The sequence below is a fragment of the Rhodococcus sp. YH1 genome (assembly GCF_009939605.1).
GTDB classification, from domain to species: domain Bacteria; phylum Actinomycetota; class Actinomycetes; order Mycobacteriales; family Mycobacteriaceae; genus Rhodococcus; species Rhodococcus aetherivorans.
On sequence record NZ_WVTE01000277.1, the window covers coordinates 60884 to 75862 of the forward strand.

Below are 14979 nucleotides of genomic sequence, written 5' to 3' on the forward strand. Positions count from 1 at the left end.
ACGCGGACGTGCCGGGCCCCACCGGTTGGCGGGGAGCACCGCCCGGTCCGACCGCGTCAGTTCAGTGTGTACAAGACCTCGGCCGTGGCGGCGTAGGCGGTGTCGAACCCGGTGGCGGTCAGCGCCTCCACCTGCCCGACGAAGGCCCGCTGCTCCCAGGTGGCGCCGTCCCGGCTGCGCCAGGCGTAGCCGTCGGCATCGATGCCCCACAGCCCGTCGCCGGTGCCAGCCAGCAGCACGAGGGCGGGTGCGTCCTCGACCGGGGTGAAGGTGCGTGCCAGGTCGGTGCTGCGCTCGAGCCCGGCCGGCGTGATCGCCCACACCGCGTCCGGGGTCAGGGCCAGGGCCGCGGCCGCCACGGTGGCACCGGCGCTCCAGGTGGCGCCGGCGTCGGTGGACACCCGGATGCCGCGGGTGCCGTCGAAACCGACCACCACGGTGCCGTCCGTGGCCAGGGCGTGGAAATCCACCTCTCCGAGCAGGGACCGGTCGGTCCAGGTGCGCCCGCCGTCGTCGCTGCGGCGCAAACCCAGCGGGTTGGGGCCGGGGTTCGACGGACCCGGATGGCCCGAGGCGACCAGCACGTCGCTGCCGGACACCCCGGCCAGCCCCATCAGATCGTCGTCGGAGGTGCCGACCTCGGTGGTGGCGCCGGACGGCGCGACCGCGACCAGTCCGCTGTGGGTGCCGGCCAGGATCGTGCCGGCGGAATCGACGCTCATCCCGTGCACGTGATCGAGCGCCGGGGACAACGCAACGCGCGGTGCGGTGGCGGCGCCGGAGGGTACGGTCGCCGCGCGAGGGGTGTCGGGGGACGAGCATCCGGCCACGAGCAGGGCAGCTGCGGCCAACGCCGACACCGCGCCCGGCAGGCGGGACACAGACATTCGGGGGTTCCTTTCTTCGGGCCGGACGAAAGGGGTGCCCGGCGGGAGCATCATGCCGAGGCCGAGACCTGCGCGTCGGTCGGCGTCGGGGGTGGGGCGGTGAGCCGGCCGGTGCGGTGGAGCAGAAACAGCGCCGCCGCGCACCCGGCCCCGATCGCAGAGAGCAGCACCCAGATCAGCCATTCCCGGCCGGCGTCGGCGGCCCATCCGAACACCGCCCCGGTGCCGAGGTTGCCCAGCAGGATGCCCACCCCGACGACGGTGTTGTAGAACCCGTAGTGGGTGGCCACGAGCCGGTTCCCGGAGAGCGCGACGACGGTGTCCATCTCGAACGGGAACACCGCCGCCGTACCGACGGCGAGGATCGCCGCCGACAGCACCAGCGCCCCGGCGGCCACCGCCCAGAAGGTGCCGGCGGCGGAGGACACGGCCACGGGCACGAACGCAGCTGCCATGATCACCATCCCGACGGCCAGGCTGTGCCCGGTCCCCCAGCGGTTGCCGCACCAGGAGGTGATACGTAGCTGCCCGGCGATCGCCACCAACCCGGAGACCGCGAACAGCGAGGTCACGAGCACCGTGCCCGATGCTCGGTCCAGGGCGATGACCTCGGCCTGCAGCGGCAGGGCCAGATACACCTGGAACGAAAGAACGTACGAGCCGATCATCGCCGCCGCGAACAGCACGAACGGCCGGTTGGCCACCACCGTGCGCCAGTCGTCGAGTATCGAGGTGCGCGGGCCGGCGGTGGCGGTGGGCTCGACGGTCTGCGCCGGCAGTGCCCGGATCTGTATCACCGTCAGCGCCGCGAACACCGCCGCAGCCACCAGCGCGGTGATCCGGAAGTCCACCGCGGTCAACGCCAGGCCGACCAGCGGACCGAGCAGGATCCCGGCCTGGTAGAAGACGTTGAACACCGCGAACGCCTCGACGCGGCGGGGTCCGGCGTCGGCGGCCAGATAGGCCCGCACCGCGGGGTTGAACAACGCGCCGGCGAATCCGGTGGCCGCCGCGGCCACCAGCACCGCCGGCAGCGAGTCGACGGCGGCCAGCAGCACGAACCCGGCGGTGCGCAGTAGGCAGCCGGCGACGATGAGCGGCTTGTACCCCAGCCGGTCCGCCAGGGTGCCGCCCAGCAGGAACATCCCCTGCTGGGAGAAGTTGCGCACCCCCAGCACCAACCCGACGGCCCAGGCCGCCAAACCGAGTGGGCCGGCCAGGTAGCTCGCCAGATACGGCATGAGCATGTAGAAGCCGACGTTGATGGAGAACTGGTTGACCATCAGCACCTGGCTGGGGCGGTCGAAACTGCGGAAGCGGGTCGCCAGGGTCGTCACGGCCGCAGCTCCGCGGGGTCGACGACGGTGGTGCATCGCGTCCACGAGCGCACGACACGGTCGGTGGGATGGTCGATGGTCACCGGCTCGGTCGGTGCCGGTCCGTCCAGCAGACCGTGCTCGGCGCAGAAGTCGTCGTTGTAGACGGTGTCGAAGTACCGCTGCGGGCCGTCCGGGAAGATCGCGGCGATCCGAAGGTCCGGGGAGTGGGTGCGGGCGAGCCAGCCTGCGGCCAGGGCGACCGCTCCCACGCTCCAGCCACCGCTGGCGTGGTGGGTGGCGGCCAGGGTTCGGCACGACCACACCGCCTCCCTGGGGGCAACCCAGTGCACCTCGTCGAACGCCTCGTAGTCGATGTTGCCCGGATGGATGCTCGACCCCAGTCCGCGCATCAGACGGGCAGCGGCGGGCTGGCCGAACAGGGCCGATCCGACGGTGTCGACGCCCACCAGTTTCAGATGGGGGCAGAACTGGCGCAGCACCCGGGCGATGCCGGCCGAATGTCCACCGGTACCGACCGAACAGACGAGCATGTCGACGCGGCCGAGCTGGGCGAGCAGTTCCAGGGCCAGTGACTGGTAGGCCTCGACGTTGTCGGGATTGTTGTACTGGTCCGGGCACCAGGAGCCGGGGTGCGCGTCGAGCAGCTGACGGACCCGGTCCCGCCGGGCCTGTTGCCATCCGCCGCTCGGGTGCGGTTCGGTGACCAGCTCCACGTCGGCACCGTAGGCGGCGAGCATGCGACGGATGATCGGTTCGAGACCGGGGTCGGTGACCACGGTCACCGGGTGACCGTGGACGATACCGGCCAGCGCCAGGCCGAGTCCGAGGGTGCCGCTGCTCGATTCGATGATGCGGGCCCCGGGGATCAGCTCGCCCCGGCTGTGGGCGCGTTCGACCATGTGCAGGGCGGGGCGGTCCTTCATGCCCCCGGGGTTGTTCCCTTCGAGCTTGGCCCAGAACCCGGCGCCGGCATTGGCGAAGGGCTCACCGATCCACAGCACCGGGGTGTTGCCGACCATGGTGGTCGGCTCCGGGCAGCACGGGGCGGAGGTCAACAGCCGAGCCGACGATCGCGGCGGAGTGGAAACGGGGAAGACAGCACTGTTCATGACGAGTCATCTCTGTGGTGGCGCGCACTGAGCGCACGATGCGATGGGCAGCACGAGACGGGCCGACAGGGGGTCCCCCGCGGCCGGTCCACTGCCGATCAGCACCTGCTGATACAGAGTTCGTCGAGGATCGCCCGGCCGCTGCGGGCCGGGGCGGGCACCGGTGGCGGGGCCCGCGACAGGGTCGGGGCGTGCCGCCGGGCGACCGCAGCCGCAACCATCACCGCGACCAGCGTGACCACGGCGATCGGACGCCCGGCGTTGTCCGCACGAGGGCCGAGGAACAGTTGATCGTGGTGAGGATCGAGGCCGGACGAATCGTGATCGACATGGGCATGCCCGGGCGCCGTTTCCGCACCGGGTTGCGCGGTCGCACTCACGTGCACGTCGTCGTGATGAGGGCGGTCCGCCACGGTCAGACCACACTGCACCAGGGTGTGGCCGAGAAGGTAGAAGACGACCAATGCGACCGCGGTCCGCAGGGGCGGAGAAGTCGATCGGGCCGTCACAACTCCCCGACTGTAGCAGCGCATCACCGTCGACCCGCCCGGCCGCGCACCCCGCCACCCCGTTTCGGCACCCGCACCGACACTGCTGGGTCAGCGGATAAGCATGCGATTGGAGAGACGCAAGTGATGCAAGTGCACTAGCGTTACGGTGTGTCGCCTTGACAAACACCCCTACACCTCTCCAATCGGACATTTCTCGTGAGGCGGCGGGAGGCAGTGCCATGCACCGCACACACCGCGGCCGGTGGGCCGCCTTGATCCTGGGAGCCTCCACCGTGGGGCTGACGGTCCCGCTGCTCACGGCCCCCGGGGCCGGAGCGACGCATCTGCCACCGGAGCCGGTGGCGGTGTCGGTGGCCGACGCGCTGACCACCACCGGAGCCGACCCCGCCGGGCAGGTGGTCGATCCCGCGCGTTGGCAGACGGTCGCGAACATCGCCGCCACCGGCGTGCGCGCCGCCCGGGACAACGGCGCAGTCGCCGACACCGTCGCCGCCCTGCAGTCCCTCGCCGGCTGCGCGGCCAGATGGAGCGCCCAGGGCGCTGCGGCCGGGGCGAGCCTGCTGTCGGTGTGCCGCTCCGAACTGACCGGACTGGACTACAGCATCGCCCCGCGCCTGCTGGCGGCGTTGGCCACCGACCCCGGTACGCCCCCCGCACCGGGTCGTCACCGCCCTCCGGCGCCGGAGCCTGGGACGCCACCCGAGGAAGACGACGCGCCTGCTGCGGGCACACCCGATACGGCCCCCGGCAACAAGAGCGCCACCGGAGGGGAAGACCCCGGCGCCGCACCCGCAAGCCCCACCCTGCCGCGCCCGGCCGACGGCGGGCACTGGGGCGGGACCGGGCGGTCCGTCGCCCCGACCGCCGGGGTGATCACCTCCACCTTCGGGGACGGGCGGGGACACGGAGGCATCGACATCGCCAATACCATGGGCGCACCGATCGTCGCCGTCGCCGACGGGGAGGTCATCAGCGCCGGACCGGCACAGGGCTACGGGCTGTGGGTACGCATCCGGCACGACGACGGCACGGTGACCACCTACGGCCACAACAACACCAACCTGGTGACGGCCGGGCAACGAGTCGAAGCCGGGCAGAAGATCGCCACCGTCGGAGATCGCGGCAACTCCACCGGACCCCACTTGCACTTCGAGGTCGAAGACCGCTCCGGCGCCAAGACCGACCCGGCGCAGTGGCTGGCCGACCGCGGCACCCCCATCATCGCTGCGGACTGACCTCCGAGCGGGCAACCGCACCGCCCCACTGGCACAGCCCGCAGCGCACCCACCCCAGGCGGCGCACGACAGCTCGAATGAACCGGTGCCACGCCATGCGCGCCGGCAGGTTCCGAAGTGCGGGGGTGCTGCGGCCCACTCCTGCCGTGTCCGGACACCGAAAGTCGAGATCTCGTGAAGATCTGTTGAAGAAGACGGATCTCGCAGGCGAGGTGGCACATCGGGGAACAACAGAGCGCCATAGTGGGACGATCCCGCCCCCGAGGGTTACTCGGCTCCAGAAAGGTCACGGCCGTGAACATGATGGGCATGATGGACCAGGCGCACACCCTGCTGCACCAGCTGATGATGTGGCTCCACCAGATGGGCGGGATGCCCATGATGAACATGCCGATGTAGCGCCGCCGCTCGCCGACCACCCGGGTCTCGGCCCCGGCAACGGGCACCGGCCCAGCAGGCAATCCCGGCCATCTACAGCGGAAAGTCACAACGGCGAGGGCGCCCACACGGTCGCCTGCGCTCGGCGTGCCGCGACCGGTACTGCGGCGCTCGTCGCCGGTTCACACGTCCAGCGTCACCGAGCACGACCACCCTTCCGGTCCTCGGTCGAGGCGCAGCTCGTGGAGCGACACCGCCTTCGGGACCGCACCGATCTGGGCCACCGCGGCGGCGTCGACCATCGAGAACCGCGCCTCCGCTGTGCCGCCGCCGGATTCGACGACCACGTCGATCGGGATCTCCCCGGCCGTGTCGAGCAGATAGATCACCTCGTCGAACACCGCGACGAGCAGGTCCTCGTCGCCGTCGGCCGTCAACGGGCGGTTGCGGACCCGGCCGGGTCCCGCGGACGAGATGTCGGCGAAGCTCGCGACGGCGCCGCGCACCGACTGCGCGATGCACTCGTCACGGGTCGGTGCCCACGCCTCGATGCGCAGATCCGCCGTGTGCGGCACCGACCGGTACCCGCTTCCGTTCATGATTCGCTCCCGGGCCTGTGCAGCAGGCACTGCAGATCCTATGGTGGAACGAGGCCGCCGACGTCGCGTTCCCGCCCCCGGATCGGACAGTGATGAGGATCGTCGAGGAGACCCCGTACCGGTTCCGGATCGATCGGGCCGGCGCGATGCGCGTACCCGGGATCGTCTTCGCCACCCGGTCCCTGCTCCCCGTCGCGGAGGGGGACGAGGCGCTCACCCAGGTCGCCAACGTCGCGACGCTGCCCGGCATCGTCACCGCGTCGTTCGCCATGCCGGACGTGCACTGGGGTTACGGCTTTCCCATCGGCGGGGTCGCGGCGACGGACATCGACGACGGCGGCGTCGTCTCCCCCGGCGGCGTGGGCTTCGACATCTCGTGCGGCGTGCGGCTCCTGATCGCACGCGACGCGGACCGGTCCGCCCTCGCGTCGCGCCTGGGTGTGTTGATGGACCGGCTCGGTCGCGTCGTACCGCGCGGCATGGAGACCCGGGGCGTGTGGGAACTCCCGGACCGTACCGTGCTGCGGCAGGTGCTCGCGGGCGGCGCCCGCTTCGCGGTGGAGCAGGGGCACGGCGTCGCCCGCGACCTCGAGCGGTGTGAGGACCGTGGCGTGTTGGACGGCGCCGACCCGGACGCGGTGAGCGACCGTGCCGTCGAGCGGGGCCTCGGTCAGCTCGGCAGCCTCGGGTCGGGAAACCACTTCCTCGAGGTCCAGGCCGTCGAGCGGGTCTTCGATCCGGACACCGCGCGGCTGATGGGGCTCGACGTGGGCACGGTGTGCGTGATGATCCACTGCGGATCCCGCGGCCTGGGCCACCAGATTTGCACCGACCATGTACGTGAGATGGGTAAGGCAATGGGCCGCTACGGGATTCACGTCCCCGACCGGCAGCTGGCGTGCGTTCCGGTCCGGTCGCCGGAGGGGGAGGCCTATCTCGGGGCCATGGTGGCGGCGGCCAACTACGGCCGGGCCAACCGGCAGTTGCTCACCGAGGCGGCCCGCCGGGTCTTCGAGGAAACGGCCGGCACGACCCTCGACCTCCTCTACGACATCTCGCACAACCTGGCGAAGATCGAGCGGCACGAGGTCGGCGGCCGGGTCCGCGCGCTGTGCGTGCACCGCAAGGGCGCGACGCGGTCCCTGCCGCCGGACCACCCCGACGTGCCCGCCGACCTCACCGATGCAGGGCAGCCCGTGCTCATCCCCGGCACGATGGGCACCGCGTCGTACGTGCTGGCCGGTGTCGCCGGGAACCCGGCGTTCTACTCCACCGCGCACGGGGCCGGTCGGGTGCAGAGCCGGCACCGTGCTGCCCGGCACACCGACGGCCGGGCGGTGCGCGACGCACTCGAGACGCACGGGGTGCTCGTGCGGGGAAGCTCGTGGCGGGGACTCGCCGAGGAGAAGCCGGAGGCGTACAAGGACATCGACGCGGTGGCGGAGGTGAGCGAACGTGCGGGCCTGGCCCGCCGGATCGCCCGGCTCGTGCCGCTCGGCGTCGTCAAGGGGTGAGCGCCGAGCGGCCGGACCGAATGTCACATGCGTTCGATTCGATCGAACGCATGTGACATTCGGTCGCCCACGGACGGTGTCGAGAGTTTCTGCATTGGAAACCGCTGCCCGGCAACTTCTCTCAGGCGATACCGCGGATGGGCCATTGCGGGTCCACGTCCGACGCGTCGCGGCCGAGGCCCGAGAGGTACTCGGCGAAATTGCGTTGCCGCTCCGCGTGCCAGGCCGCCTGGTCCGTCATGATGTCCAGGTCGGCGAGCTGCGGGAAGCGGGTGCACAGCGCCCGCGCCAGTTGCCCGGCCGCGAGTGCGTCCGCCTCGGCCTGATGGGCGGCGGTCAGCGTGACGCCGTACGCAGCGCAGACCGCCTGCAGGGTGCGGCCGCCCTCGCGGCCGCGGTCCATCTCGCGGTCGACGACGTACGGGTCGAACACCAGGCCCGTGGCGAGTCCCGGCAGGCCCAGCCGGCGGCCCTCGGCGTCGATGACCGTCAGGTCGTAACTGGCGTTGAACGCCACGACGATGTGATCGCGGACCCAGGCCTCGCACAGTGCCTCGCGGATCTGGGCGTAGCCGGCCGTGTACTCGAGGCCCTCGGCGCGCGCCCGCTCCGTGGTCACGCCGTGGATCGCCGACGTCTCCTCCGGGATCTCGATGCCCGGATCGAGCAGCCACGTCCGCGACGCGACGGTGTCACCGTCGAGGACGACGACGGACGCGGTCACGATGCGCGCGATCCGCGGATCGCGGTCGGTGGTCTCGAGGTCGAACGCGCAGATCGGTCGATCGGGCCAGCGCGTCATCGGGGGTCCTGTCGTCGGTCGTGCGGGCGGTGAGGGCGGTCACGGCGATTGTGGCCGCAGCCACCGACACCGTCCGCCGGGCGGCGCGACGTCGTGCGCCGGACCGGCCGAAATGGCTCCGTGCGGCACGAAGGCGTACGCTGCTGGTGTTTCGTCAGGCCCCCGGAGCGGTTCCGGGTGATGTGGAGGAGGTGGGACTCGCGATGCGCAGTCGACCTCCGAGTACCGGCTGACGGCAGCCCGTACGCGTCCTTTCGGTGCGCGACGGTTGCCGTCGCGTGTACGTCCCACGGCGAATGCCCTCGCCGTCGTCCCCCGTGCCCCCCGAAAGGCCGTGCCGACATGCTGCCGAACCGTTCCGTCCGTGCCCTGCTGCCGCGTCGCTCCGCGGCGGCGACCGCCGACCCGTCCGCCGGGTTCGGTGCGTCCCTGCACCCCGCCGTCGCGTCGAGTCCCGGCCGTGACGCCGCGGGGGCGGAGAGCAGCATCGTCGACAGCGCGGTCTACCGTGACGGCCGCCGCGTCGCGTCGCCGGCGACGCTCTCGCAGGCCCTCGACTGCCTGCCCGAGCCCGGCTCGATGGCGTGGATCGGGATGTACCGGCCCACCGACGCTCAACTCAACGCCGCCGCAGAGCAATTCGGGCTGCACGAACTCGCGGTCGAGGATGCCATCGTCGCGCATCAGCGCCCGAAGCTCGAGCGGTACGGCGACACGCTGTTCGTCGTGCTGCGGGCCGCCCGCTACGTCGACGAATCCGAGCGGGTCGACTTCGGTGAGGTGCACGTCTTCGTCGGCCCGACGTTCGTGCTGACCGTCCGGCACAGCGAATCGCCCGACCTGTCGGCGGTGCGGGACCGGATGGAGAGCGAGCCGGATCTGCTGCGGCTCGGCCCCGAGGCGGTGCTCTACGCGATCCTCGACGCCGTCGTCGACGGGTACGCGCCGGTCGTCGCGGGCCTGCAGAACGACATCGACGAGATCGAGACCGAGGTGTTCAGCGGCGATCCGCGGGTCTCGCGCCGCATCTACGAACTGTCCCGCGAGGTCATCGAGTTCCAGCGGGCGGCCAAGCCGCTGCTCACCGTGCTGTCCGGTCTGTCGTCGGGATTCGCCAAGTACCGCACCGACGACGAACTGCAGCGCTACCTGCGGGACGTCACCGACCACGCCACGACGGTCGTCGAGCAGGTCGACAGCTTCCGTCAGCTGCTCGGCAACATCCTCACGGTCAACGCGACGCTGGTCTCGCAGATGCAGAACGAGGAGATGCGCAATCTCAGCCGGGCGAGCATCGAGCAGAACGAGGAGATCAAGCGGATCTCGGCGTGGGCGGCGATTCTGTTCGCGCCCACGCTGATCGGCACGGTCTACGGGATGAATTTCGACACCATGCCGGAATTGCATTGGGCCGCAGGATATCCCATGGCCCTACTGATGATGGTCATGACGTGCGCGGGGCTCTACGCGATCTTCCGCCGCCGCGGCTGGTTGTAGCCGGCCGCGGCGGACGGCGACCTCAGAGTGTGTCGGTGCAGACCACGAAACGACGCTCGCTGTAGACGAATCCGCCTTCGGAGACGGAGCAGTCGTTCACGTTGTCGGTGTTCTGCAGGATCTCGGTGACCTTCTCCGTCTCGGGGCCGGGCGCGGCGCAGTCGACGCGTTGCGGGTCCTCACCGGAGATGTCCATGCAGCTGTCCACCACCCAGTCGACGTCGAGGCACAGGGCGCCCACCTCGACACCGGCGGAGGACTCGTAGTAGGTCTGGTCGGCGTCCGAGACACACTGCTCGCTGGAGTCGACGATGTCGATCACCTTGTAGTTCGAGTCCATGCTGCCGCAGGTCGCGTTCTCGATGGTCGCGTCGTCGACGGTGCCGCCGAGGCGCACGCAGTCGCCGATCTCGACGTCGATGTCCAGGCCGGAGGAGCCGGGGGACGTCGGTGCCGTGGTAGTGGTCGGACGGCCGGTGGTGGTCCGGGTATCCGATGCACTCGCCGACGTGGTCTCGGACCCGGACTCGGGCACCGCCCGGGGCTCGACGTCCGATCCGCACGCGCCGAGTACCAGAGCCGCCGCGGCCAGCGCGACGGCGGTGCCGCTCACCCGTCGAATGAAGTTCATGGGGGGAGAGCGTACGGAATGTCCGCCTCGGGCGGGAAACGTAGGGTGATTTCTCGCAAATCCGGCGGGCACGAGTCGGCTCGGGGTGCGACCATGGGCCGGTGCAGCTGCCCGTCGCTCCGCCGATCGCACCGATGCTCGCCAAGGCCGTGTCCGAGGTCCCGGCTCAGCCCGCCGACGGCGACCCCGAGTGGTCGTACGAGCCGAAATGGGACGGCTTCCGCGCCGTCGTGTTCCGCGACGGCGACGAGGTGGTGTTCGCCTCGCGCGGCGGCAAGGACCTCGTGCGGTACTTCCCGGAACTGGCGGCGGCGGTGCGGGCCGAGTTGCCCGCCCGGTGCGTCGTCGACGGGGAGATCGTGGTGCCGCGCCCGCGCGACGGCCGGATCCGGCTCGACTGGCAGGCGCTGTCCGAGCGAATCCACCCGGCGGCGAGCCGCATCGCGTTGCTCGCCGAGCAGACCCCCGCGCAGTTCGTCGGCTTCGATCTGCTCGCGATCGGTGACGAGAACCTGATGGAGGCGCCGTTCGCGCGGCGCAGGGAGCGGCTGCGGGCGGTGGTCGGCGGCGGCCCCAGCTGCCACGTCACGGCCGCCACCCGCGACGCGGACACCGCCGGCCGGTGGTTCGCCGAGTTCGAGGGTGCCGGTCTCGACGGGGTCGTCGCCAAGCGTCTCGACGGGCCCTATGTGCCGGACAAGCGGGAGATGCTCAAGGTCAAGCACGCCCGCACCGCCGACTGCGTGCTCATCGGCTACCGGCCGCACAAGAGCATCGACGGGGTCGGGTCCCTGCTGCTGGGCCTGTACGACGGCGGCGACGAACCGGTGATGGTGGGCGGTGCGTCGGCGTTCACCGTCGAACAGCGCAAGGAGCTGCTCGCCGAACTCGCACCGCTGCGGGTCGGCGCCGACGTCGTCGCCGAGGGGGAGCCGAGCCGGTGGCGGACGGCGGTGGACCGCCGATGGATACCGCTGCGGCCGGAGCGGGTCCTGGAGGTGGCCTACGACCAGATGGAGGGCAACGCCGAGACCGGCCTGCGGTTCCGGCACGCGGCGCGGTTCCTGCGGTGGCGACCGGACCGCGAGCCGCGCAGCTGCACCTTCGAGCAGTTGGACGTGCCGGTGCGGTACGACCTCGGCGACGTCCTCGACCGGACAGGAGTGTGACCTCCGGTGCCCGATGCGAAGCGTTCTCCCGCGGTAGAACTGGACGTCGGCGGCGTGCCCGTCCGCCTGTCCAACCCCGACAAGGTGTACTTCCCCCGGCTCGGAGAGGCCGGCACCAAGCGCCGCCTCGTCGAGTACTACCGGACCGTCGCGACGGCCGGCTCGGCGCCGCTGCTGCAGGCGCTGCGGGAGCGGCCGACACATCTGCAGCGGTTCCCCGACGGGATCGAGGGCGAGGAGATCTACCAGAAGCGGGTGCCTGCCCGCCGGCCCGACCACGTCGCGACGTGCGAGGTGACGTTTCCGTCCGGCCGCACCGCCGACGTGCTGCGGGTGCGCAGCGCGGCGGACGTCGTGTGGGCGGCGAACCTGGGCACCGTGACGTTCCACCCGTGGGCGGTGCGCTGCGGGGACGTCGACCGCCCGGACGAGTTGCGCATCGATCTCGACCCGCAGCCGGGGACCGCGTTCGACGACGCCCGCGCGGTCGCGCTCGAGGTGCTGCGACCGCTGCTCGACGAGCTGGGTCTGGTCGGTTTCCCGAAGACGTCGGGCGGCCGCGGCCTGCACGTGTACGTCCGCATCGTCCCGGAGTGGGACTTCGTCGGCGTGCGCCGCGCCGGGATCGCCCTGATGCGGGAGGTGGAACGCCGCAGCGGCGGCCGGGCCACCACCGCGTGGTGGAAGGAGGAGCGCGGGCAGCGCATCTTCCTCGACTTCAACCAGAACGCCCGGGACAAGACGATCGCGTCGGCATATTCGGTGCGGCGCACCCCGATCGCGACGGTGTCGACACCCCTGACGTGGGACGAACTCGTCGACGCCGACCCGGACGATCTCACGATCGCGACCGTGCCGGGCCTGCTCGAGCGCCGCGGCGATCCGATGGCCGCGATGGACGAGACCGCGCAGGCGCTCGACGTGCTGCTCGAGATGGCCGAGCGGGACGCCGCCGCGGGCCTCGGCGACCTGCCCTACCCGCCGACCCATCCGAAGATGCCGGGCGAGCCGAAGCGGGTGCAGCCGTCCCGCGACACCGACCGCAAGCGGCCCGGCTAGGGATTCACCGGGGCGGTGACCTCTCGTGACCGCATCGATGCCCGCCGACCCGGTGAACCGGTGCGCGTCTCCGTAGACTCCCCCTGGGGGATTCGGTTTGCGGGGGACGAGGCCGGAGGAGGCAGTCACCGTGTCGGTGGTAGCGGATGCGCGGAAGTCGGTTCGGGTTCTCGGTGGTGGGGCCGTGGTGGCGGCGGCCGTCGGGGCCGCACTCGTCGCGGCGCCGTCCGCACAGGCGGTGACGTGTGCGGCGCCCCCGGGTTCGGCGGCCTCGGTCACCCAGCTCGACGGGCGGACCGCGTGCGGCGCGGTCGCGGACGCACCGAGCGGCGCGTGGGCCCACGGCGACGGCGGAGTCGGCTTCGCCGACGCGCGCACCGGGGCGCGGGTGCTCGCGGCCGGGCTCTCGGGGGGCGCCGGGGCGGGCGAGGCCCGCGGCGGTTCTCTCGCCACGCTCGGTTTCGGTGAGGACGCGCTGGCCCTGGGCATCGTCGAGGAGCCCGCGACCGCGCTCGTCGTGGCCGGCCCGCAGTCCCAGGCCTTCATCGGTGACCTGCGCGACCCGGTGCTGTGCGAGGGGTCCGCCGCGACCGCCGTCAACCTCACCACCGGCCGTGGGTGCGTCGTGCTGGGGACGTTCCGGTACGTCACGCCCTGACCGGGAGCCTGCGGAAAACCCGTTCGGGACCGGACGCTGCGACGTAACCTGGCGGCACGATGTCGACTGGGAGGTACCACGGATGACAGCCCGACCGGTGCGGGGCGCGGCGGCGGTACAGGAACCGCCGCCGACCGAGATGCACGTCGACCGGCGATTCCTGCCGCTCGCGGATCGCTTCTTCGACCTGTACCGGCTGCCCCGGCACGGGGGCGGGGCCCTCGCCGCCTACCTGGACGGCGAGAAAGTGCTCGACATCTGGGCGGGCTGGGCCACCCGCGACCGGCGGTGGAACCGCGACACGGTGTCGCTGTCCTTCTCCACCGGCAAGGGCGTGGCGTCCACCGTGGTGCACCGGCTCGCCGACCGTGGCCTGATCGACTACTTCGCCCCCGTCGCGCGGTACTGGCCGGAGTTCGCGGCGGCCGGCAAGGAGGACGTCACCGTCGCGGACGTGCTCACCCACCGGGCCGGACTGCACCGGGTGCGCAACCTGCGGCCCGGCCGGATGGGCATCGTCGACTACGACGCGACGGTCCGTGCGTTGGCCGCCGCCCCACCCGACCCGCGCCGGCTGGAAGGCCCGGGATACCACGCCGTCACGTACGGCTGGCTCGTCGCGGAGATCGTGCAGCGCGTGACCGGGTCGCCGTTCGTCGACGTCGTCCGGCAGGAGATCGCCGAACCCCTGGGTACCCCCGAATTCTGGTTCCGGGTGCCGGAGGAGCAGCGGCACCGCATCGCCAAGCTGTTCCCGCGGATCAATCCCGCTGGCCTGCACTGGGGGATGACCGCCTCGGTGCTGTCCCGGGTGAGCCTCACCCGGGGCCTCGCGGAGGCCGCGATGCCGGAGGAGTTCGACGAGCTGGTGCGCGATCCCGCGGTGCACGACGCGGTGATGCCCGGCTGGAACGGGGTGTTCTCGGCGCGCGCCCTGGCGCGGATGTACGGGGCGATCGCCGCGGGCGGCACGATCGACGGCGTGCAGTTCCTGCACCCGGAAACCATCGAGGCCATGAGCGAGGTCCAGGTGCGCGGCCGCGACTACGTGCTCGGGGTCCCGATGGCGTGGCGGCTCGGCTACCACCAGCCGGTGTTCGTCAGCCGGGAGCGGCCGCGCGGGGCGCTCGGCCACTACGGGGTCGGCGGTTCCGGCGCCTTCGCCGACCTCGACACCGGACTGTCGCTCGCGTTCACGACGAACCGCCTGGGCAGCGGTCCGATCGCGCTGGGCGATCTGCGCCTCGCGCGGCTCGGCGCGCTGGCGCGCGACCTGGCCCGCCGCGCCTGAGGAAGGTGCCGCGGCGCCTACCCCCACGATTGATTGTTCGAAGCAGTTCGATACGGAGGGAGCGACACTGTGAGCCACGTGTACCGGGTGATCGAGGTGGTGGGTTCGTCGACGGACAGCGTCGACGACGCGATCAAGCAGGCCGTCGCGCGTGCGGCGGAGACCACGCGCCACCTCGAGTGGTTCGAGGTGATGAACGTCAGGGGCCACATCGACGACGGGGCCGTCGCGCACATCCAGGTGACCGTGAAGATCGGCTTCCGCATCGAGCCGACCGACGGCTGACGCGTCCGGTCCG

Annotated in this window: 15 protein-coding genes; 8 read left to right on the plus strand and 7 right to left on the minus strand. The window is 71.6% G+C overall.

What is annotated here, in order from left to right; genetic code table 11:
* Positions 1–56: 56 nt before the first annotated feature.
* From AIIKEEIJ_RS28900 to AIIKEEIJ_RS28915, 4 genes are all read right to left on the minus strand, one after another.
* The gene (locus AIIKEEIJ_RS28900; RefSeq protein WP_161997115.1) at positions 57–887 is read right to left on the minus strand and encodes a F510_1955 family glycosylhydrolase; all 831 of its coding nucleotides are present in this window, start codon (positions 885–887) and stop codon (positions 57–59) included.
* 50 nt (positions 888–937) lie between these two features.
* A complete protein-coding gene (locus tag AIIKEEIJ_RS28905; RefSeq protein WP_161997116.1) occupies positions 938–2224 on the minus strand; it encodes an MFS transporter in 1287 nt (428 codons plus the stop codon).
* A complete protein-coding gene (locus AIIKEEIJ_RS28910; RefSeq protein ID WP_161997117.1) occupies positions 2221–3336 on the minus strand; it encodes a PLP-dependent cysteine synthase family protein in 1116 nt (371 codons plus the stop codon). Before AIIKEEIJ_RS28910 ends, AIIKEEIJ_RS28905 begins: the two co-directional genes overlap by 4 nt.
* A gap of 98 nt (positions 3337–3434) precedes the next feature.
* Positions 3435–3845, minus strand: a complete 411-nt coding sequence (locus tag AIIKEEIJ_RS28915; protein ID WP_338021030.1) for a hypothetical protein — start codon at positions 3843–3845, stop codon at positions 3435–3437.
* 221 nt (positions 3846–4066) lie between these two features.
* On the opposite strand from AIIKEEIJ_RS28915, the gene AIIKEEIJ_RS28920 reads away from it, so the two are divergent.
* Positions 4067–5083 carry a peptidoglycan DD-metalloendopeptidase family protein gene (locus AIIKEEIJ_RS28920; RefSeq protein WP_161997118.1) on the plus strand — a complete coding sequence of 339 codons (1017 nt, stop codon included), beginning with the start codon at positions 4067–4069 and terminating at the stop codon, positions 5081–5083.
* A 560-nt stretch (positions 5084–5643) separates the two neighbouring features.
* On the opposite strand, the gene AIIKEEIJ_RS28925 is transcribed toward AIIKEEIJ_RS28920, so the two are convergent.
* On the minus strand, positions 5644–6060 hold the full coding sequence (locus tag AIIKEEIJ_RS28925; protein ID WP_161997119.1) for an archease: 417 nt from the start codon (positions 6058–6060) through the stop codon (positions 5644–5646).
* A gap of 92 nt (positions 6061–6152) precedes the next feature.
* On the opposite strand from AIIKEEIJ_RS28925, the gene AIIKEEIJ_RS28930 reads away from it, so the two are divergent.
* On the plus strand, positions 6153–7574 hold the full coding sequence (locus AIIKEEIJ_RS28930; protein ID WP_072636380.1) for an RtcB family protein: 1422 nt from the start codon (positions 6153–6155) through the stop codon (positions 7572–7574).
* A gap of 121 nt (positions 7575–7695) precedes the next feature.
* Here AIIKEEIJ_RS28930 and AIIKEEIJ_RS28935 read toward each other — a convergent pair whose 3' ends face one another.
* Positions 7696–8376, minus strand: coding sequence for an exonuclease domain-containing protein (locus AIIKEEIJ_RS28935; RefSeq protein WP_161997120.1), 681 nt, complete (start codon positions 8374–8376; stop codon positions 7696–7698).
* Positions 8377–8718: 342 nt separating this feature from the next.
* Here AIIKEEIJ_RS28935 and corA point away from each other — a divergent pair, with 342 nt between their 5' ends.
* Positions 8719–9873: a magnesium/cobalt transporter CorA gene (gene corA / locus AIIKEEIJ_RS28940; RefSeq protein WP_161997121.1), complete on the plus strand. Its 1155-nt coding sequence runs from the start codon at positions 8719–8721 to the stop codon at positions 9871–9873.
* Between the two features lie 22 nt (positions 9874–9895).
* On the opposite strand, the gene lppU is transcribed toward corA, so the two are convergent.
* Positions 9896–10504 carry an LppU family putative lipoprotein gene (lppU, locus tag AIIKEEIJ_RS28945; protein ID WP_006931708.1) on the minus strand — a complete coding sequence of 203 codons (609 nt, stop codon included), beginning with the start codon at positions 10502–10504 and terminating at the stop codon, positions 9896–9898.
* A 101-nt stretch (positions 10505–10605) separates the two neighbouring features.
* On the opposite strand from lppU, the gene AIIKEEIJ_RS28950 reads away from it, so the two are divergent.
* The 5 genes from AIIKEEIJ_RS28950 (at position 10606) to AIIKEEIJ_RS28970 (ending at position 14966) form a co-directional block, all read left to right on the plus strand.
* Positions 10606–11673 carry an ATP-dependent DNA ligase gene (locus AIIKEEIJ_RS28950; protein ID WP_006931710.1) on the plus strand — a complete coding sequence of 356 codons (1068 nt, stop codon included), beginning with the start codon at positions 10606–10608 and terminating at the stop codon, positions 11671–11673.
* Between the two features lie 6 nt (positions 11674–11679).
* A complete protein-coding gene (locus tag AIIKEEIJ_RS28955) occupies positions 11680–12732 on the plus strand; it encodes a DNA polymerase domain-containing protein (protein ID WP_006931712.1) in 1053 nt (350 codons plus the stop codon).
* Between the two features lie 130 nt (positions 12733–12862).
* A complete protein-coding gene (locus tag AIIKEEIJ_RS28960; RefSeq protein ID WP_006931715.1) occupies positions 12863–13390 on the plus strand; it encodes a DUF6764 family protein in 528 nt (175 codons plus the stop codon).
* A gap of 82 nt (positions 13391–13472) precedes the next feature.
* On the plus strand, positions 13473–14681 hold the full coding sequence (locus tag AIIKEEIJ_RS28965) for a serine hydrolase domain-containing protein (protein WP_043802930.1): 1209 nt from the start codon (positions 13473–13475) through the stop codon (positions 14679–14681).
* A 69-nt stretch (positions 14682–14750) separates the two neighbouring features.
* Positions 14751–14966, plus strand: a complete 216-nt coding sequence (locus tag AIIKEEIJ_RS28970) for a dodecin (protein ID WP_006931721.1) — start codon at positions 14751–14753, stop codon at positions 14964–14966.
* Positions 14967–14979: the final 13 nt, after the last annotated feature.